Annotated in this window: 21 protein-coding genes; 13 read left to right on the plus strand and 8 right to left on the minus strand. The window is 68.6% G+C overall.

The window, feature by feature from the left end:
* Positions 1 to 13: 13 nt before the first annotated feature.
* Together ACMGEZ_RS01835 and ACMGEZ_RS01840 are read right to left on the minus strand one after the other, a co-directional pair.
* Positions 14 to 577, minus strand: coding sequence for a tetratricopeptide repeat protein (locus ACMGEZ_RS01835; RefSeq protein WP_436820530.1), 564 nt, complete (start codon positions 575 to 577; stop codon positions 14 to 16).
* Positions 568 to 864 carry a hypothetical protein gene (locus ACMGEZ_RS01840; protein WP_436820531.1) on the minus strand — a complete coding sequence of 99 codons (297 nt, stop codon included), beginning with the start codon at positions 862 to 864 and terminating at the stop codon, positions 568 to 570. Before ACMGEZ_RS01840 ends, ACMGEZ_RS01835 begins: the two co-directional genes overlap by 10 nt.
* Before the next feature lie 171 nt (positions 865 to 1035).
* Between ACMGEZ_RS01840 and ACMGEZ_RS01845 the strand changes: the two genes are divergently transcribed.
* A complete protein-coding gene (locus tag ACMGEZ_RS01845) occupies positions 1036 to 1422 on the plus strand; it encodes a hypothetical protein (RefSeq protein ID WP_436820532.1) in 387 nt (128 codons plus the stop codon).
* Positions 1423 to 1435: 13 nt separating this feature from the next.
* Here the strand turns inward: ACMGEZ_RS01845 and recJ are convergent, their stop codons facing one another.
* Together recJ and ACMGEZ_RS01855 are read right to left on the minus strand one after the other, a co-directional pair.
* Entirely contained in the window at positions 1436 to 3151 is a 1716-nt protein-coding gene (recJ, locus tag ACMGEZ_RS01850) for a single-stranded-DNA-specific exonuclease RecJ (RefSeq protein ID WP_436820533.1), read from the minus strand.
* Entirely contained in the window at positions 3151 to 4119 is a 969-nt protein-coding gene (locus tag ACMGEZ_RS01855) for a hypothetical protein (RefSeq protein WP_436820534.1), read from the minus strand. The genes recJ and ACMGEZ_RS01855 overlap by 1 nt, the downstream gene beginning before the upstream one ends.
* Positions 4120 to 4154: 35 nt before the next feature.
* Here ACMGEZ_RS01855 and ACMGEZ_RS01860 point away from each other — a divergent pair, with 35 nt between their 5' ends.
* Complete coding sequence (locus tag ACMGEZ_RS01860; protein ID WP_436820535.1) at positions 4155 to 5411, plus strand: lipoprotein-releasing ABC transporter permease subunit; 1257 nt, start codon at positions 4155 to 4157, stop codon at positions 5409 to 5411.
* Positions 5404 to 6240: a lipoprotein-releasing ABC transporter ATP-binding protein LolD gene (gene lolD, locus ACMGEZ_RS01865; protein ID WP_436820536.1), complete on the plus strand. Its 837-nt coding sequence runs from the start codon at positions 5404 to 5406 to the stop codon at positions 6238 to 6240. The genes ACMGEZ_RS01860 and lolD overlap by 8 nt, the downstream gene beginning before the upstream one ends.
* Here lolD and ACMGEZ_RS01870 read toward each other — a convergent pair.
* Both ACMGEZ_RS01870 and ACMGEZ_RS01875 read right to left on the minus strand, forming a co-directional pair.
* A complete protein-coding gene (locus tag ACMGEZ_RS01870) occupies positions 6234 to 6893 on the minus strand; it encodes a carboxymuconolactone decarboxylase family protein (RefSeq protein WP_436820537.1) in 660 nt (219 codons plus the stop codon). The genes lolD and ACMGEZ_RS01870 overlap by 7 nt on opposite strands.
* A 94-nt stretch (positions 6894 to 6987) precedes the next feature.
* Positions 6988 to 7479, minus strand: coding sequence for a (R)-mandelonitrile lyase (locus ACMGEZ_RS01875; protein ID WP_436820808.1), 492 nt, complete (start codon positions 7477 to 7479; stop codon positions 6988 to 6990).
* A 148-nt stretch (positions 7480 to 7627) separates the two neighbouring features.
* Here ACMGEZ_RS01875 and ACMGEZ_RS01880 point away from each other — a divergent pair, with 148 nt between their 5' ends.
* The 4 genes from ACMGEZ_RS01880 to ACMGEZ_RS01895 all read left to right on the plus strand — a co-directional run bounded on the left by ACMGEZ_RS01880 (position 7628) and on the right by ACMGEZ_RS01895 (position 10439).
* Positions 7628 to 8554, plus strand: coding sequence for a LysR family transcriptional regulator (locus ACMGEZ_RS01880; protein WP_436820538.1), 927 nt, complete (start codon positions 7628 to 7630; stop codon positions 8552 to 8554).
* An 86-nt stretch (positions 8555 to 8640) separates the two neighbouring features.
* Entirely contained in the window at positions 8641 to 8883 is a 243-nt protein-coding gene (locus tag ACMGEZ_RS01885; RefSeq protein WP_436820539.1) for a helix-turn-helix domain-containing protein, read from the plus strand.
* Positions 8884 to 8885: 2 nt separating this feature from the next.
* On the plus strand, positions 8886 to 10223 hold the full coding sequence (locus ACMGEZ_RS01890) for a type II toxin-antitoxin system HipA family toxin (RefSeq protein ID WP_436820540.1): 1338 nt from the start codon (positions 8886 to 8888) through the stop codon (positions 10221 to 10223).
* Between the two features lie 51 nt (positions 10224 to 10274).
* The gene (locus ACMGEZ_RS01895) at positions 10275 to 10439 is read left to right on the plus strand and encodes an RHS repeat-associated core domain-containing protein (protein ID WP_436820809.1); all 165 of its coding nucleotides are present in this window, start codon (positions 10275 to 10277) and stop codon (positions 10437 to 10439) included.
* A gap of 195 nt (positions 10440 to 10634) precedes the next feature.
* Here ACMGEZ_RS01895 and ACMGEZ_RS01900 read toward each other — a convergent pair whose 3' ends face one another.
* A complete protein-coding gene (locus ACMGEZ_RS01900; protein WP_436820541.1) occupies positions 10635 to 11474 on the minus strand; it encodes a peptidoglycan DD-metalloendopeptidase family protein in 840 nt (279 codons plus the stop codon).
* Between the two features lie 4 nt (positions 11475 to 11478).
* Complete coding sequence (locus ACMGEZ_RS01905; RefSeq protein WP_436820542.1) at positions 11479 to 11868, minus strand: RidA family protein; 390 nt, start codon at positions 11866 to 11868, stop codon at positions 11479 to 11481.
* Between the two features lie 179 nt (positions 11869 to 12047).
* On the opposite strand from ACMGEZ_RS01905, the gene ACMGEZ_RS01910 reads away from it, so the two are divergent.
* The 6 genes from ACMGEZ_RS01910 to ACMGEZ_RS01935 all read left to right on the plus strand — a co-directional run bounded on the left by ACMGEZ_RS01910 (position 12048) and on the right by ACMGEZ_RS01935 (position 19046).
* Complete coding sequence (locus tag ACMGEZ_RS01910; protein ID WP_436820543.1) at positions 12048 to 13619, plus strand: ABC transporter substrate-binding protein; 1572 nt, start codon at positions 12048 to 12050, stop codon at positions 13617 to 13619.
* 19 nt (positions 13620 to 13638) lie between these two features.
* Entirely contained in the window at positions 13639 to 14580 is a 942-nt protein-coding gene (locus tag ACMGEZ_RS01915) for an ABC transporter permease (RefSeq protein WP_436820544.1), read from the plus strand.
* Positions 14581 to 14591: 11 nt separating this feature from the next.
* A complete protein-coding gene (locus ACMGEZ_RS01920; RefSeq protein WP_436820545.1) occupies positions 14592 to 15431 on the plus strand; it encodes an ABC transporter permease in 840 nt (279 codons plus the stop codon).
* A gap of 317 nt (positions 15432 to 15748) precedes the next feature.
* Positions 15749 to 16780, plus strand: a complete 1032-nt coding sequence (locus tag ACMGEZ_RS01925) for an ABC transporter ATP-binding protein (protein WP_436820546.1) — start codon at positions 15749 to 15751, stop codon at positions 16778 to 16780.
* Positions 16780 to 17748, plus strand: coding sequence for an ABC transporter ATP-binding protein (locus tag ACMGEZ_RS01930; protein WP_436820547.1), 969 nt, complete (start codon positions 16780 to 16782; stop codon positions 17746 to 17748). Before ACMGEZ_RS01925 ends, ACMGEZ_RS01930 begins: the two co-directional genes overlap by 1 nt.
* Positions 17745 to 19046 carry an amino acid deaminase gene (locus tag ACMGEZ_RS01935; protein ID WP_436820548.1) on the plus strand — a complete coding sequence of 434 codons (1302 nt, stop codon included), beginning with the start codon at positions 17745 to 17747 and terminating at the stop codon, positions 19044 to 19046. The genes ACMGEZ_RS01930 and ACMGEZ_RS01935 overlap by 4 nt, the downstream gene beginning before the upstream one ends.
* The last annotated feature ends 1 nt before the right edge of the window (position 19047 follow it).

A 19047-nucleotide genomic window follows, 5' to 3' on the forward strand; every position in this document is an offset into this window, starting at 1 on the left:
GCAGCCCCACATTTCACGACGCGAGACCGGTCTCGCGTTCCAGTTGAGCGGCGATCCTGGGCTCGAAGCCCTGGAGATGTCGGATGATCTTGCGAGCCTCTTCGGGCTGGCGGCGGTCCATGTGCACGCGAGCCAGCTGATACCAGCCGTAGGGGCTCATGGGCTGCAGTTCGGTGTTGCGGCGCAGCGCCTCGACGGCCTCGTCGTGGCGGCCCTGGCGGATCAGCGCCAGGCCCAGGCCGTACCAGGCACGGTCCAGTTTGGCGTCGAGCGCCAGGGCCCTGCGGAATGCGGCCTCTGCCTGCTGCGCCTGGTCGTTCTCCGCGAGCATGAAAGCCAGGTTGAACCAGGCACCGGCGCTGTGTTCGGGATGGGTGTCCACCAGGCGCCTCGCGTCCTCGATGGCCGCGTCCCGGCGGCCGAGCTGCGCGCGCAGGTAGCTTCGGCTCGACAGCGCGTAGGCGTCGCCGGGCCAGCGCGCCAGCATCGCACCGAAGACCGCCTCGGCCGATGCCGATCGGCCCAGCAGCAGCAAGGCCATGGCACGCAGCTTGTGGCGCCAGTAGCTCATCGGCATGCCTGCACTCCTATTTGCAGACACAGGTTGATCTTCACGATGGTGGACACCAGCCACACCGACAGCAGCGCCAGGAACGCGGCCAAGGGGATGTGCCGGTCGAGCACGAAGCGGGGCGTGATCAGGCGCACGGCCTTGACGACGGGGTTCGTCAGGATCTGGAGCAGGCGGTAGAAGAAATTGCTCTCGCGCCTGGGTCCGGCCAGCAGTCCGAGCACCCATTGGCCGGCCATCGCGAGCAGGGCAATCTCGGCGATCAGCTTGACGGAAGTCGCGACCAGCAGCACGTCACCTCCAGGTTCAGCGCAGTGCACCCGATTCTTGCAGGGTAGCTTACTAATTTCTTACGAATTCACCTGTTCGCCAGCGATCGCGCTCGGTGCTTACCCTCTGTTGCGCCGCAGCAGCGTCAGAAGGGGAGGATGATTCCGGACGCAGCCTCACCCGAAGGAAGGTCGATGAACGCCGCACGGACCATTCGCCGCCTTGGCTTTCGCAAGTGGTACGAACGCGAGCTGCTCGAGAGCCATGCGCATCTCGTCCTGTTGCTCTTGAGCACCCTCGGCCTCCTGGGGAGCATGGAGGTCTACAGCCTGCAGCTGCCGATCGGAGCGCAGCTGGACGTGCTGGCCTGTGCCGTGGCGAGCGCGGTCATCGGCGTGTGGTCGCTGCGGCGCTACCTGTACCTGCTCGCCCATGCCGAATTCGTGGCCGACCAGGCAGTGTGCCGTGGCTGCGAGACCTATGCGAAATGGGAGATCCAGGAGGGCGCGGAAGAACCTGCCGGAGAGCGCCTGCACGTGCGTTGCCGGCGCTGCGGGCATACCTGGCTGATCGAGCCCTGAACGCGGCCGCGGCTCAGAGCTCGGCGCCCTCCACCAGAAAACGCACGCGCCGCACGCCCTGCCATTCGTCCGCATCCAGCCGGAAGGCGAGGACGACGCGCGGCGGCAGCGGCTCGGTGTGGCCGAACCAGATGCCGTCCACCGGCTGACCCTTGTGCCTGAGCTTGAGCGCCAGGTGCTTTTCGCCCACCAGCCGCTGCGAAATGACCTCCACCTCCTCGCTGAAGGTCGGCGGCGCGAAGCCCTGGCCCCAGACCTCGCGGTGCAGCGTGTCCACCAGGTCGACGCGCAGGTACTCGGGCGCGAGCGGGCCGTCGGTGTCCAGGCGGCGCATCAGCGCGGCCGCATCGAGCCACTCGGCGGCGACCTGCGCGAGCGCGCGCTCGAAGGTCTCGAAGTGCTCCCGGGCCACGGTGCAGCCCGCCGCCATCGCATGGCCGCCGAAGCGCAGCAGCACGCCCGGATGGCGCTTGGCCACGAGGTCCAGCGCGTCGCGCAGGTGGAAGCCGGGGATCGAGCGGCCCGAGCCCTTGAGCTCGCGTTCCTTGCCCGGCGCGCCGCTGGCGGCGAAGACGAAGGTGGGGCGGTGGTAACGGTCCTTGATGCGCGAGGCCACGATGCCGACCACGCCTTCGTGGAACTCGGCATCGAAGACGCTGATCGCTGCGCGCTGCGCCTCGCTGCCGTCTACGGCGAACAGCGACTCGGCCAGCAGCAGCGCCTGTTCGCGCATGCCGCCCTCGATGTCGCGCCGCTCGCGGTTGATGCCGTCCAGCAGGCGCGCCAGCTCCTCGGCGCGAGCGCTGTCGTCGGTCGTCAGGCACTCGATGCCCAGCGTCATGTCGGCCAGGCGCCCGGCCGCGTTGATGCGCGGCCCCAGCGCAAAGCCGAAGTCGAAGGTGGTCGCCGCCGCCGCATTGCGGCCCGCGGCCTTGAAGAGCGCGGCCAGGCCGACGGGCATGGCGCCCGCGCGAATGCGGCGCAGGCCCTGCGCGACGAGGCGGCGGTTGTTGGCATCGAGCCTCACCACGTCGGCCACGGTGCCGAGCGCGACCAGCGGCAGCAGGGCATCGAGCTTCGGCTGCGTGGCCAAATCGAACACGCCGCGCGCGCGCAGCTCCGAACGCAGCGCCAGCAGCACATAGAACATCACGCCGACGCCGGCGATGCTCTTGCTGTCGAAGCCGCAGTCGGGTTGGTTCGGATTCACCAGCACATCGGCGGCCGGCAGCGCCGGGCCGGGCAGGTGGTGGTCGGTCACCAGCACCGTGAGCCCGCGTGCCTTGGCGGCGGCCACGCCCTCGACGCTGGCGATGCCGTTGTCCACCGTGATCAGCACGTCGGCGCCGGTCGCGGCCACGCGCTCGGCAATCGGCGGCGTCAGGCCGTAGCCGTCGATCACGCGGTCGGGCACCAGGTAGCTCACATGCCGGGCGCCCAGCAGGCGCAACCCGCGCAAGGCCACGGCGCAGGCGGTGGCGCCGTCGCAGTCGTAGTCGGCGACGATGCACAGGCGCTTGTCGTCGCGGATCGCATCGGCCAGCAATACCGCGGCCTCGCGCGCGCCGTGCAGGCCATCGGGCGCGAGCAGGCGCGCCAGGCCGTCGTCCAGCTCTTCGCGGGTCTGCACGCCGCGCGCGGCGTAGAGGCGGGCCAGCAGTGGATGAACGCCGGCCTGCTCCAGCGCCCAGGCGCTGCGCGGCGGGATGGCGCGCGTCACGATCTTCATCACAGCGCCTCCAGCACGCCCGGCGCGCTGGCGCGCTGGAACAGGGACCGGGCCCAGTGCGCGAGGCCGCGTTGCTGCACGCCGAAGCTTTGTGCGCCGCGGTCGCCACACAACGTGAGCGTGACCTCGGCGCCCGCGTTGCAGGCCGCCAGCAGTTCGGCGACCGGTCCCTCGTCGAGCGCGGCCCAGGCTTGCGCCCAGGCCGCGCCGTCGTCGCGCAAGGCCGCTTCGCGCAGGCCATCGGCCACCCGCGGCCCGGTTTCCGTCAACGCGGCATCGGCGGGCAGCCGCCCCGTGCCGCTGAGCCAGAAGGAATTGATCGGCGGCTCGCCGCGCGCGGTGCGCTCGTCGTTGACGCGCTCGGTGTAGAGCAGCATCTGCATCTCGTTCTGCAGCCGCCGCAGCAGCCGAGCGCCGTCGGACAGCGGCGACCATTGGGCGATGGGGTGCCCGACCGCGCGGTCGATGGAGGCTGTGGCCAGGCCGTCGAACATGCGTCCCCGCGCCAGCCAGCGGTTCGGCGTGCCCGAGGCATGCAGCGCGATGCCATCCTCCTCGAAGTAGGGCCTGACGATCGCCAGCAGGGCTGCCGCCTCGGCCGCGTCGATGCGGATCGCGCCCGGGTCGCCGAGCACCACGTCGTCGATGCCCACCTGCCAGTGGCACAGGGTGGCCATGCCCCAGCTGCCGTCCTCGCCGGCGACATCGAGCCCGGCGCGGCGGGCTTCCAGCGCGGCCCAGGGGATCTGCCCGTCGGGTGCCGAGATGCCGAGCGCCGCGGCCAGGGCGCGTTCGTGCGGAGGGGAGAGGGTGCTTTCGTCCTGCAGGTCTTCGTGCACGAGGGCGAGGCGGGAGAGCAGGCTTTCCAGCTGGGGCAGCCGCAGGCTGCGCATCGCCTCGCGGCAGGCCGGCGTGCCGCGGCCGGCGAAGGGGATCAGGAGATGGGAGGCAGAGGGCGGCACGGGCATGGGCCTATTGTCCGGGATGCCACAATTCCAGTCCTATGCCTCTCCCCTACGAACTGCAACTCGGCTGGCGCTACACGCGCGCGGGCCGGGCGACGCGGCGCAACGGCTTCATCTCCTTCATCTCCGGCGTCTCCATGCTCGGCATTGCGCTGGGCGTGGCGGCGCTGATCATCGTGCTTTCGGTGATGAACGGCTTCCAGAAGGAGGTGACCGACCGCATGCTCGGCGTGATCTCGCACATCGAGATCTTCTCGCGCGACGGCCAGGCGCTCGCCGACATCGACGCCATCGCAGAGGCGGCGCGCAAGAACCCCAACGTGGTGGGCGTCGCACCCTTCATCGCCGCGCAGGCGCTGATCGCGCGCGGCGAGGACATGAAGGGCACGCTGGTGCGCGGTATCGAACCGTCCCTGGAGCCGCAGGTGACCGACATCTCCACCACGGCGCAGAAGGGCGCACTGGCCAAGCTGGTGCCGGGCGAGTTCGGCATCGTGCTGGGCATCGAGCTGGCCCGCTCGCTCTTCGTGCAGGTGGGCGACCAGGTCACGCTGATCGCGCCGGGCGGGCAGGTCACGCCGGCCGGCGTGGTGCCGCGCCTGAAGCAGTTCACCGTGGTCGGCACCTTCGACTCGGGCCACTACGAGTACGACTCGGCATTGGCGATGATCCACGAGCAGGATGCGGCGCGCGTGTTCCGGCTCGAGGGGCCGAGCGGCCTGCGGCTCAAGCTCAAGGACCTGCACCGCGCACGCGAGGTGGCGGACGAGCTGGCCGTCACGCTGCCCGGCGAGTTCCTGATCCGCGACTGGACGCGCCAGAACAGGACCTGGTTCGCCGCGGTGCAGGTCGAGAAACGCATGATGTTCATCATCCTCACGCTGATCGTCGCGGTCGCGGCCTTCAACCTGGTGTCGACGCTGGTGATGACGGTGACCGACAAGCGCGCCGACATCGCGATCCTGCGCACGCTGGGCTCGAGCCCGAAAAGCATCATGAGCATCTTCGTGGTGCAGGGCGCGATGGTGGGCGTGATCGGCACGTTGGGCGGTCTGCTGCTGGGCCTGGGCATCGCCTACAACATCGACGTGATCGTGCCGGCGCTGGAGCGGCTCTTCAATGCTCGCTTCCTCCCGCAGGACATCTACCTCATCAGCAAGATGCCCAGCGACCCGCAGCGCGGCGACATCCTGCCGATCGCGCTGATTTCGCTGGCGCTGTCCTTCGTGGCCACGCTGTACCCGAGCTGGCGCGCGAGCCGCGTCAATCCGGCGGAGGCGCTGCGCTATGAATAAGGCCCCCATGCTCGGCACTGGCGTGTCCTCGCTGCCCCCCGAGGGGGCGGCCATCGGCTTGGGGCGGCCCGGCGCCGACCGGCAAACCGCCGCACTGGACACCGACGTCGCCCCGCTGCGTGCCGAAGAGGCCGTTGCCGGCTCCGAGCGGCCGGTCGTGCTGCAGGTAAGGGGCTTGACCAAGCGATTCCACGAGGGTCGCATCGACCTCACCGTGCTGCACGGAGTCGACCTCGACGTGCGCGCCGGCGAAACGCTGGCGATCGTCGGCGCCTCGGGCTCCGGCAAGAGCACGCTGCTGCACCTGATGGGCGGGCTCGATGCGCCCACCGCCGGCAGCGTGGAACTGCACGGCAAGAACATCGCGCACGCGGACGCGGCCGAGCAGGGCCGGCTGCGCAACGCGCACCTGGGCTTCGTCTACCAGTTCCACCATCTGCTGCCCGAGTTCAGCGCGCTCGACAACGTGGCGATGCCGCTGAAGATCCGCCGCACGCCGCCGCGGCAGGCCGCCGAGGCTGCGGCCGCAATGCTGGCCGCCGTGGGGCTGGCCGAGCGGGTTCATCACCGTCCGGCCGAGCTCTCCGGCGGCGAGCGCCAGCGCGTGGCGATCGCCCGCGCGCTGGTGACGCAGCCCGATTGCGTGCTGGCCGACGAGCCCACCGGCAACCTCGACCGCAACACCGCCGACGGCGTGTTCGCGCTGATGCTGAAGCTCGCGCACGAGCGCCGCACCGCATTCGTCGTGGTCACGCACGACGAAGGGCTGGCCAAGCGCTGCGACCGCGTATTGCGGCTGGCGACCGGGCGGCTGGGCAACGGTCAGTAGCGCGTAGCAAGCTGGCGAGCGAGGGATTCACGCGCCCTGCCGGCCGCTGCGGCATCCACGCGATCCGCCAGCACCTGGGTGAGCTGGTCGAGTTGTGCGGCGGTGAGGCCCACGTTCATGCTGATGCGCATGTGGGCTTGGAGCTGGGATTCGGCGCCCGGAAGCGCCGACAGCATGCCGACGGTCGCCAGCTCGCGGCTGGGCCAGTCGAGGTTGTCCCGCTCGAACACGTCGCCGAAGAGGTGCGTCTTCAGGTACTCGTCGATGGCCGGCGCGAAATCGAACAATGCGCCCTTGACCGGCCCACCGGCGAGCTTGGTCTGGTTGGCCGTGCCGGCTGCAAGCAGTGCGTCGCCCTTCGGGATGGGGCGCGAGGGCATCTTGCCCTGCTCGTCCTGGACACCGCGCTGCTTGCGGGCATCCACGACCTTCATCAGTTCGCCCAGGGCATTGAGGCTGCGCGGGAATCCGGCATAGGCATACACCTGCACCAGGATCTCCTTCGCTTCGTTGACGGTGAGACCCGCATCGAGCCCCTGTTCGAGCGCCGTGTTCAGACGGGCGATGTCGCCGGCCGCTGCGAACGACGCGATGGGGATGATCGATTGTTGGCGCGACGAAAGCGTCTGGGATGCTGTGCGCGTGGTGCTCATGTTCGTGGACTCCCGGGACTCGGCGCCGGCATGACACGGCGCCGCGGCGAGGCACAGGGCCAAGCCCAGGGCGAGCGCGGCGGTCTTGCAATGCCTAGCGTTGGTTGTATTGCTCATCGGTGACTTTCTCCATCCATTCGACGTTCCTGCCGTTCACGGTGCCGGTGACGGCCAGGTGAACCAGTGCCGTGAAGGGTGCGGCGCCGTGCCAATGCTTGACGCCGGGAGGGCACCAGACGTCATCGCCGGGGCGGATTTCCTGCACGGGCTTGCCCCACTCCTGGGTCAAGCCGACGCCGGACTGGACCACCAGCCGTTGTCCCGCCGGGTGCGTGTGCCACGCGGAGCGGGCGCCGGGCTCGAAGGTCACCAGGCCGCCGGAGGCGTTGAGGGTTTCGGTGGCGGGCCAGACCGGGTCCACCCGAACGCGACCGGTGAAGTATTCGGCAGGGCCGGCTGCTGAGGGTTGAGTGCCGGCCCTCGCGATCTGTTGAGTGGCTGCCGGGGCCGGCGCGGATTCGGCGCCTGCACCGATGGAATTCAGCGCCGCAAGGTAGAGCGCGGCCTTCAAAGGTCGGATGCACATGGTGGTCGACTCCTGGTCGTTGATGTGGAAGAAGTGCGGGGTCGCTGCATCGAGCGACAGGGGATGCATGAACTTTATGGACCCTGCGGCTGATTGAGAAGAGCGCAGAATCGGGATGCTTATGTGAACCGGGCTCACCAATTCACCAATGCCAAAAGAGAATCTGAATGACCTCCAGGCGTTCGTCGTCGTGGCGCGCGAACGCAGCTTCACCCGCGCCGCCGCCCAGATGGGCGTGTCGCGCTCGGCGCTCAGTCACTCGATGCTGGCGCTGGAGGCCCGCCTGGGCGTGCGCCTGCTGACCCGGACCACGCGCAGCGTTTCAGTGACGGACGCGGGCGCCCGGCTCCTCAATACGCTGGCACCCCGGTTGCAGGACATCGAGCGCGAGCTCGAATCCCTTACCGCGATGCGTGACAAACCGGCCGGCACGGTTCGCATCACCGCGCATGACCATGCCATCGCGACCGTGTTGTGGCCCAGGCTGTTGCCCCTTCTCAATCAGTATGCGGACATCGAGGTGGAGTTCAGCGTCGACTACGCCTTCACCGACATCGCGGCCGAAAGGTTCGATGCCGGCGTGCGAGTGGGAAACCGCGTCGACAAGGACATGGTGGCGGTTCCGATCGCGCCAGCGCTGAGGATGGCGGTCGCGGCCTCTCCGGAATACCTCGCCGGCAAGTCGATCCCGGTGAAGCCCGGGGACCTGACGGCTCACCGCTGCGTGAACTTGCGGCTTCCGACGCATGGCGGCCTGTACGCATGGGATTTCGAGAAAGGAAACAAGGAGGTCAGCGTGCGGGTGCGAGGCCAGACGGTGTTCAACAACACGTTCCTGATGCTGCGCGCCGCACTGGACGGCATGGGCTTCGCCTACGTGCCTTTCGACATCATGGACGAGCACATCAGGGAGGGGCGGCTGGTTCCGGTTCTGCAGGACTGGTGGCCGACCTTCCCGGGTTACCACCTCTACTACGCCAACCGCCGCCAGCTTGCCCCGGCGCTCGCCTTGGTCATCGAAGCCTTGAGGTACCGGGCGCCGCCGCCGAAGCGAACCGTGACCGGGAAGCGATAAATGGCGATTACCAATCACACGAGTATTTTCAATATACCCGTTTAGTGGGTAAAATCGCAGATATCCGTTCGATGGGTAAAAGCACCATGCGCCAGGTCCTCTCCACGCCCTCCCAGCTCGGCCCGCTCCTGAAGTCGGGTCGCCGCGCGGCCGGCCTGTCGCAAGCCGAGCTGGCACGGCGGATGGGCATCAGCCAGAGCCGCATCTCGCACATGGAACTCCACCCCGAGTCGCTGAGCTTGGAGCAACTGCTTGCGCTTTTCGGCCTGCTCGGCATGGAGCTGATCGTCCAATCCAGATCCGACGCGCTCCCGGCGCAGGAGTGGTAGGCATGGGCCGGAGATCGCATTCGCAGGTCCTGTCGATCTGGGCCAACGGCGAGCGGGTAGGTGCCTGGCGGCTCCCTGCGCGCGGCGAGCCAGAGCTCGTCTATGACCCTGCATGGATGGCTTCGCCGGCGGGACGCCCCCTGTCCCTGTCGCTTCCGCTCGCGGCGAGAGGGCTCAAGGGCCAGGTGGTCAACAGCTATTTCGACAACCTGCTGCCTGACAGCCGCGCCATTCGCGAGCGCCTCGCCACGCGTTTCGGGACGGCATCCACCGACGCCTTCGCGCTGCTGCGTGCCGTCGGACGCGATTGCGTGGGCGCCATCCAGCTGCTCGATGAAGACGAAGCGCCCTCGGAGCTCCGGAAGATCTCAGGCACGCCGATGTCCGTTGACGAGGTCGAGGCCTTGCTCCGCCAGACCGTGACGCCGGGTCGCCTCGGCGGCTTGCCGGGGGAAGAAGACGTGCTGCGCATCTCGCTCGCAGGCGCGCAGGAGAAGACCGCGCTCCTGTGGCATGACGGGCAGTGGATGCGACCGCACGGCGCAACACCGACGACGCACATCCTCAAGCTGCCGCTGGGGCTCGTGGGGCATCGGCAGGCGGACTTCAGCACCTCCGTGGAGAACGAATGGCTCTGCCTGAACATCCTGCAGGCGTATGGGCTGCCGGTTCCGCGCTGCGCCATCCTTGTCTTCGGGGCGCAGAAAGTCCTGGCCGTCGAGCGCTTCGACCGGCAACTGCATTCCTCGAGAAGCTGGCTCATGCGCTTGCCGCAGGAAGACTTCTGCCAGGCGCTCGGCGTGCCTTCGCATCTGAAGTACGAAGCCGACGGCGGGCCCGGCGTGCTGGACCTTGCCAGGATCCTGCGCCAGTCGGTCAGCGCGCGCGAGGACCTGCGCACCTTGCTCGCCGCGCAGCTGATCTTCTGGATGCTGGCCGCACCCGACGGCCACGCCAAGAACTTCAGCATCCACCTGTTGCCTGAAGGGCGCTTCAGGCTCACGCCGCTTTACGACGTCATGTCCATCTGGCCGGTGGAGGGTGCGGGGCCCAACCAGTTCTCGCGCCATGACACCACGCTGGCGATGGCCATGATCGGGAAGAACAAGCACTACCGAAGGTCGACCGTCCGCAGGCGGCATTTCAATGCCACTGCGCGCCTGTGCGGCTATGGCACCGACGCCGAGGACATCGTCGGCTTCCTGCTCGACAGCACGCCCGGCGTCATCGCGCGCATGGAGGCGCAGCTGCCGACCGGCTTTCCGGCGAAGGTGGCGCAGCCCATCCTGCGGGGGCTCGCGGCGTCTGCGGCGGCGCTGGAGGCGATGCCCAGGGAGTAGCGGCCACGCAGGCTTGATCGCAAGGCTTCGCCGCCGGCCGCTCGGCCGAGCCTGGGCCGATTCCTGCAGACGGATCCGATCGGCTACAAGGACGACGTGAACCTGTATGCCTACGTGGGCAACAACCCGGCGAACAGGATTGACCCTTCCGGGTTGAAAGCCAGCGACGCAGCAGCGCTAGCTGCTGGCGTTGGAGGAGCGTTATTTGGCGTCTAGGAGAGAGTTAATCTTTATGGTGCCACCGGGGGTCCGCCTAATGAGTGGACTGTGAAGATTCGAAAGGTGCCATCATGATAGAAGCAGCAAAGCACTGCGGAGAGGCTCATTGGCTTTGTGCGGCAGATCTGAGTCCGCCCGGCGGTTAAAGAACCCCGTAGATTGACCACGGCTGAACGGTAGCAAGCAATCCAGCTACAGAAACAGCCCCGGATCCACCATCGCCCGATTCAACATCACCGACCAATGCAAATGCGGCCCCGTCACGCGACCAGTGGCCCCGACCGCGCAGAAGCGCTCACCAGCCTTCACCAAATCCCCCACCTTCACATCGATCGCGCTCAGGTGGCAGTACATCGTGAGCAGCCCCCCGCCGTGATCGAGCCAGACAGTGCCGCCATTGAAGAAATAGTCGCCGGTGTCGATCACCCGTCCCCCCATCGGCGCCTTCACCGGCGTGCCCGTGGCAGCCGCGATGTCCATCCCGCTGTGCGGATTGCGCTTCTCGCCGTTGAACACGCGCCGCAGGCCGAAGGAGCTGGAGCGCCGCCCCGGCACCGGGACCTGCATGCGCAGCTCGCCTTGCGGCAGGGGCTCGCTGAAGGTCGCCATCACGCCCTGCAGGTGGGTGCGCTCGCGCTCGTAGCGCGCCATGTCCTCGGCCGAGAGATCGACCTGGCCCGGCGCGACCTTGAGCTGCTGCTCGCGGTAGCGCTTGGGCGCGATGACGTAGGGCAGCTCGCGGGTGCCGCCGTCCTCGCGCAGGACGCGGATGCGAGCCTCGCCCGGCTGCGCGGACAGGGGGATGCCCACCAGCGCGCTCCATTCGATGACATCGCCCACCACCAGCAGCGGCACGTCATCCCCGGTGCGTGCCTGCGGCCGGCGGGCGGCGGGCCCCAGCGAAAGCCGGGCCACGCCCCCGGGGACATGCAGGTCGCGGGGCCACACCGCCGCTTCCTGGGCCGAGCGGGCGGCGGGCAGAACCACCAGCCCGAGTGCACCCAGCAGGGCATCGCGGCGCTTCAGGTGCATGGGCTCAGGCCTTGGGTTTGTAGGCCACCACGTCGATCTCGACCTTGGCGTCGACCATCAACCGCGCCTCGGTGGTCGAGCGTGCCGGGAAGTTGCCGTTGAAGTAGCCCATGTAGACGCGGTTGAAGGCACCGAAGTCGCGCGCATCGTGCAGCCATACGGTGGTCTTGCACACGTCGTCGAGCGTGGCGCCGGCCAGCGCCAGTGCCGACTTGATGTTGTCCATGACCTGGCGGGTCTGCGCCTCGATGCCGCCGGCCACGATCTCGCCCTTGGCGTCGGCGGGCACCTGGCCCGATACATAGACGAAGTCGCCCGCGCGCACGGCCGGCGACAGAGGGCGGACCTGGCGGTCCGACGCGTTGGGCGAGACGCCGAGGTATTCGAGGGGCATGGGAACTCCTGGGTAAAAAAGTTGGCGGATGCATCGGCTACGACCGAGGCGGTTGAAATTATATTTCAGCAAAAAGAGGTAAACATCGGGTTTGTACGCATGTATTGGCCTGTTTGTTGCTTCAAAGTCTGGCTTAAGAGAAAGTTTTTTTCATTTCATCGACCTCGAAGGAGTTCCACATGCAAACCCCCGGATGCCGAAGCGACCAGCCAGCCGTCTCGAAGCGCAGTCTCCTCGGCGCGTGCCTGCTGGCCCTCGCCGGCGTGGCCGCGATGCCGCAGGCGCAAGCGCAGGGCACGCGCAACTTCGCGACGCTGGCGATGGTGGCCGAGCCCCAGACGCTGGACCCGATGGCCTCCACCGCGGACCTGGTCGGCACCATCATGCAGCATGTGTACGAGCCGCTCTACACCTTCGATGCCAAATGGAACGTGGTGCCGATGCTGGCCGAGGGCATGCCGAAGATCTCGGCCGACGGCAAGACCTACGCCATCGCGATCCGCAAGGGCGTGATGCTGCACAACGGCCGCGAGCTGGACGCCGACGATGTGGTCGCCAGCCTGCAGCGCTGGATGGAGCAGTCGCCCCGCGGCAAGGCGGTGGGCAAGGAGATCGAGAGCCTCAAGGCCAAGGGGCCGCTCGCGGTCGAGGTGGTGCTGAAGCAGCCCTATGCGCCGCTGCTGGCCCAGTTCGCGCTGCCGAGCGGCATGGCCGCGATCATGGCCAAGGACTCGATCGCGCAGCCGCTGAAGGATTTCGTCGGGACCGGCCCCTACAAGTTCAAGGAGCGTCGTCCCGACCAGTACGTGCTGCTCACGAAGTTCGACAAGTACAGCGCGCGCAAGGAGGCCCCGAGCGGCTACGGCGGCAAGCGCGAGGCGGCCATCGAGGAACTGCGCTTCGTGCCGGTGCCCAACGCCAACACCCGCGTCGAAGGAGCGCTCGCCGGCCAGTACGACTTTGCCGACCTGCTGCCCACCGAGGCGCTGGCGCGGCTGGAGAAAGCCGCGGGCAAGACGGTGCCGATCATGACGCCGGCCTTCGGCTTCCCCTACCTCGTCTTCAACACCAAGGAAGGCGTGATGGCGAGCCAGCCGGTGCGCCAGGCGGTGCAGGTGGCGCTGGGCGAGGGCGAGATGCTGGCCGCCGGCTTCGGCGACACGCGCTTCTTCGTGGCCGAGGGCAACCACTTCCCCAAGGGCTCGCCCTTCTACGCGACCGGCGGCACCGAGCTCTACAACCAGCGCAACGCGCCGAAGGCGAAAGAGGCGGCGGCCAAGGCCGGCTACAAGGGCGACCCGATCCGCGTGCTGACCAGCCGCCAGTACGACTTCCACTACAACATGGCGCTCCTGATGGCCGAGCAGCTCAAGCGCGCCGGCTTCAAGGTCGACCTCAACGTGGTCGATTGGGCGACCCTGGTGCAGCGGCGCAACGACCCGAAGCTGTGGGACATCTACGTCACCCATTCCGGCCAGTTTCCCGAGCCCATGCTCTCGCCGCCGCAGTTGGGCGACGGCGCGCCGGGTTGGTGGGACTCGCCGGCCAAGAAGGCTGCGCTCGGCGCCTTCAACGTCGAGAGCGACCCCGTCAAGCGCGGCGCGCTGTGGGGCAAGGTGCAGCAGGTGGTGTACGACGAGGTGCCCTACGTCAACGTCGGCAAGTTCAACGGCCTTTCGGCCAAGAGCCCGGCGCTGGACAACTACCAGCCGATGACCTGGCCCTTCTTCTGGAATGCAAGGATCAAATAGGCCAGCGCGGCATCGCCATATGGTTCGCTATCTCTCCTCTCGCCTGGCCGGCATGCTGGTCGTGCTGGCCATCGTCGCGGTGCTGGTCTTCATCCTGACGCGCGCCGCCTCGGGCGATCCGGTCTCGGTGCTGCTGGGCGACCAGGCAACGGCCGCCGACATCGCCCGTGTGCAGAAGGAATACGGGCTCGACAAGCCGTTGCCGGTGCAGTTCGGCTACTGGCTGCGCGAGGTGCTGACGGGCAACCTGGGCCAGTCGATCTTCCTGCAGCGCCCGGTCACTCAAGCGCTGATGGAGCGCGCCGAGCCGACCACGCTGCTGGCATTGATGGCGGTGGCCATCGCGGCGCTGATCGGGCTGCCCTGCGGCATCGTCTCGGCAGTGTTTCGCGGGCGCATGGTCGACCAGTTCTTCACCGGCATCGCGATGCTGGGCGCCAGCATCCCGAGCTTCTGGCTGGGCATCGTGCTGATCCAGTTCTTCGCAGTGTCGCTCGGCTGGTTCCCGGTCTCGGGCTATGGCGCACCCGGCGCGCCGCTGGCCGAGCGCCTGCATGCGCTGGTGCTGCCGGCCACGGTGCTGGGCCTGCTCAATTCGGCGCTGATCATCCGCTTCACGCGTGCTTCGATGCTCGACGTGCTGGGCGAGGACTACGTGCGCACCGCGCGCTCCAAGGGCCTGTCGGAGAGCACGGTGGTGCTGAAGCACGCGCTTCGCAATGCGCTGGTGCCGATCGTCACCGTGCTGGGCCTGACCATCGCGCTGATGATCGGCGGCGCCGTCGTCACCGAAACCGTGTTCGGCCTGCCGGGCGTGGGCAACCTGGTGGTGAACGCGGTGCTGCGGCGCGACTACCCGGTGATCCAGGGAGCCCTGCTCGTGATCGCCGCCATCTACGTGCTCATCAACTTCTCGATCGACCTGCTGTATGCGGTGGTCGATCCGCGCGTGAAGATCTGAGGCTGCCATTCATGCAACTCCCACGAACGCTCCGCCAGCTGATGCATCGCCGCATCGTGATGGCCTCTGCCCTGGTGCTGCTGGTGATCGCGGTGCTCGCACTCGGCGCGCCCTGGTTCGCCTCGGCCGATCCCAACGACACGGCCGTGCTCGACCGGCTCAAGCCGCCCAGCGCCATGCACCTGCTGGGCACCGACGAGCTGGGGCGCGACATGTATGCGCGCATCGTGCACGGCGCGCGCTACTCGCTCGCCATCGCGGCGCTCACCGCGTTGGGCTCGGTCATCGCGGGCACCGCACTGGGCCTGGTGGCCGGCTTCTTCCGACGGCTCGACGCGCCGCTGATGCGCGTGGTGGACGCGATGATGTCCTTCCCCGACATCCTGCTGGCGATCGCGCTGGTCGCGATCCTCGGGCCCTCGCTGGTCAACGTGGTGCTGGCGCTGGTGCTGGTCTACACCCCGCGCGTGGCGCGGGTGGTGCGTGCCTCCACGCTGGTGGTGCGCGAGCTGCTCTTCGTCGAGGCGGTGCGCGCCTTGGGCGTGCGCACCTCCCGCATCCTGTGGCGCCACATCCTGCCCAACCTGATGTCGCCGATCCTGGTGCAGGTGTCCTTCATCTTCGCCTACGCGATCCTGGCGGAGGCGGGGCTCTCCTTCCTCGGCGTCGGCGTGCCGCCCGAGATCCCGACCTGGGGCACCATGGTCGCGGGCAGCCAGCAGTATGCGGACCGGGCCTTCTGGGTCGTGCTGTTCCCGGGGCTGGCGATCATCTTCACAGCGCTGTCGCTGCAACTTCTGGGCGACGGCGTGCGTGACCTGCTCGACCCCAAGCTCAAGAAGGCGGCCTAGATGAAAGCGTTCACGTCGGGGCGGGATCACGCCGGCGGGGTGCTCTGCTCCGCGAATGTCCCCCGGCGCGGCCTAGGGCCGCAAGCCTCCTCCTTTATTTCGCTGCGCAGAGCACCCCACCGGCGTGATCCGTCACGGCCGTGGTCCATCGGCCCGCACGACGCGGCGTGTCCCGTGCCGAGGGCAGGGGGTGTCCCCCGCAGCGAAATAAAGGAGGAGGCGAAGCCGGGGGACATTCGCGGAGGGGGACACCCCCTGTCCTCGGCACGCGCCCCGACCGCAAAACCTCCATCGCGACCGCGCAGCGGAGCCATTGAATGACGACCCCCACCCCCCGCCTGACGGTCGACAGCCTGAGCACCAGCTTCCCCACGGAAGACGGCCTGGTCCGCTCGGTGGCCGACGTGAGCTTTTCGATCCAGCCCGGCAAGACCACCGCGCTGGTCGGCGAATCCGGCTCCGGCAAGTCGGTCACCAGCCTGACGCTGATGCGCCTGTTGCCCAAGACGGCCGATGCGCAGGTGTCGGGCCAGACCGCCTTCGTCACCCGCGACGGCCGCACGGTCGACCTGCTCGCCTTGCCCGAGCGCGAGATGCGCCAGTTGCGCGGCAACGAGCTGTCGATGATCTTCCAGGAGCCGATGACCAGCCTCAACCCGGTCTTCACCATCGGCGAGCAGATCGCCGAGAGCGTGCGCCTGCACAAGGGCCTGGACCGCAAGGCCGCGCTGGCGCATGCGCTGCGCATGCTGGAGCTGGTCGAGATTCCGGCGGCGCCTCGGCGCCTTCACGAGTACCCGCACCAGCTCTCGGGCGGGATGCGCCAGCGCGTGATGATCGCGCTGGCCATGGCCTGCGATCCGACGCTGCTGATCGCCGACGAGCCGACCACCGCGCTCGACGTCACCATCCAGGCCCAGATCCTCGAGCTGATGCGCAAGCTGCAGGCCGAGACCGGCATGAGCATCCTGTTCATCACCCACAACCTCGGCGTCGTGGCTCACCACGCGGACGACGTCGTCGTGATGTATGCCGGCCGCGTGGTCGAGCGCGCGCCGGTGCGGCCGTTGTTCGCAGCGCCGGAGCATCCCTATACGCAGGGCCTGCTCGCCTGCCTGCCCGGCAAGGCGCAGGCGCGCGGGGAGGGGCGGCCCAGGCGGCTGTTCGCGATCCGCGGCCAGGTCTCCAGCCCGCTGGCACCACCGCCGGGCTGCGCCTTCGAGCCGCGCTGCGACCTCGCGATCGAGGCCTGCAGGAGCGCGATGCCGCCGCTGGTCGAGACGCAGGAAAGCCGGCAGGCGCGCTGCATCCGCGTGCCCACGGCCCAGCCCCTGGCGGAGGCCGCATGATGAACGCTGCCGCCGTCCCCCTGATCGAGGTCCGAGGCCTCAAGAAATACTTCGGCTCCGGCGAGCGCCCGGTGCGCGCCGTCGACGACGTGTCCTTCGCCATCCACGCGGGCGAGACCCTGGGCCTGGTCGGCGAATCCGGCTCCGGCAAGAGCACCATCGGCCGCACCCTGCTGCGCCTGGTCGAGCGCACCGAAGGCGAGGTGCTCTACCGCGGCGACGACATCGGCCGGCTTGCCGCCGGCGCGCTGCGGCGGCTGCGCAGCAAGCTGCAGATCATCTTCCAGGACCCGTATGCCAGCCTCAACCCGAAGATGCGCATCAGCGCCATCCTGGGCGAGGCGCTGTCCACCCACGGCCTGGCCAAGGGGCGCGGCGAGCGCGAGCGACGCATCGCCGAGCTGCTGGAAACCGTCGGCCTGCGGGCCGAGCACGCCAGCCGCTTCCCGCACGAGTTCTCGGGCGGCCAGCGCCAGCGCATCGGCGTGGCGCGCGCGCTGGCGGTCGAGCCCGAGTTCATCGTGGCCGACGAGCCGCTGTCGGCGCTGGACGTCTCGATCCAGGCGCAGGTGATCAACCTGCTGGCCGACCTGCGAGAGCGCCTGTCGCTGACCATGCTTTTCATCTCGCACGACCTGGACGTGGTGGAATACCTGTGCGACCGCGTGGTCGTGCTGTACCTGGGCAAGGTGATGGAAGTGGCCGAGACCCGCGAGCTTTTCGAGCGACCGCAGCACCCCTACACCCGGGCGCTGCTGGCCGCGAGCCCCAAGCCCGATCCGCTGTTGCCCAACGAGCGCGTGGCGCTCAAGGGCGACATCCCGAGCCCGATGTCGCCGCCTTCGGGCTGCGTGTTCCGCACGCGCTGCCCGCATGCCATCGAGGCCTGCGCGCGGACCGTGCCGCCGCTCGATGAACTGTCGCCGGGCCATTTCTCCGCCTGCATCCGCAAGGACCTGATCTCATGACCACCACCACTGACGACGCGCTTTTCGACCCGCTCTTCGACACCCGCTTCAAGGGCTACCCGCGCACCCAGCCGCCGATGCGCCGCAGCGAGGTCGGCCGGGCCGGTTGGCATGTGCTGGCCGGCGACCTGCCGCTGCCGCTGGCCGTGCTCAAGCGCGAGGCGCTGGAGCACAACCTGGCCTGGATGCAGGCACGCGTGCGGCAATGGGGCATCGACCTCGCGCCGCACGGCAAGACCACCATGTCGCCGCAGCTGTTCCGCCGCCAGCTCGATGCCGGCGCCTGGGGGTTGACCTTCGCGACCGTCACGCAACTCGCGGTGGGTGTCGCGGCCGGCGCACGCCGCACGCTGATCGCCAACCAGGTGGTGAACGACGAGGACCTGGCCGGCATCCAGCTGCTGCTGCACGAGCACACGGATCTGCGGGTCGTGTTCCTGGTCGATTCGCTGGCACAGCTCGCGCTCATCGAAGCGTGGCGCGAGCGCCATCACGAGAGCCTGCCCTTCGAAGTGATGCTGGAGATCGGCGTCGAGGGCGGACGCACCGGCTGCCGCAAGCAGGAAGAGGCCATCGCGCTGGCCAACGCCCTGCACCGGAGCCCTGCCGTGCGCCTGGTGGGCATCGAGTGCTACGAGGGCCTGGCCGCCACCGGCGAGACCGGCGCCGACACCGGGTACGCCGATGCGCTGATGGACCGTGTCGAGTCCGTGGCGCGCCACTGCGATGTGCGGGGCCTGTTCGAAGGCGACGAGGTGATCGTCTCGGCCGGCGGCTCGGCCATCTTCGATCTTGTGGCCGGCCGCCTGAAGCCGGCGCTCAAGGGCAGCGTGCGCGGTATCCTGCGCTCGGGCTGCTACGTCACGCACGACCACGGCTTCTACAAGCGGATGCTCCGCGCCGTGGACCAGCGGCTGGGATGCGACTGTGGCGAAAGCCTGCGCCCCGCGATGGAAGTCTGGGCGATGGTGCAGTCGCGCCCCGAGCCCGGGCTTGCGATCCTCGCGGTGGGCAAGCGCGACATCTCCTTCGACCTCTCGCTGCCCGTGCCCATCGCTCGCGCCGCGCGCGGCAGCCTGGTGCCCGAGGGCGTGCCCGCCGACTGGAAGATCACCGGCCTGAACGACCAGCACGCCTACCTGCGCTGGGACGATGCCGCCTCGCCGCAGGCGCCCGTGGTCGGCGACCGCATTGGCCTCGGCATCTCGCACCCCTGCACCACCTTCGACAAGTGGCACTGGATGCCGGTGGTGGAGGAGGACTATCGCGTGAGCGACGCGGTGTCGATGCATTTCTGAT

It is taken from the genome of Variovorax stachyos, from assembly GCF_051400855.1.
Classification (GTDB): domain Bacteria; phylum Pseudomonadota; class Gammaproteobacteria; order Burkholderiales; family Burkholderiaceae_C; genus Variovorax.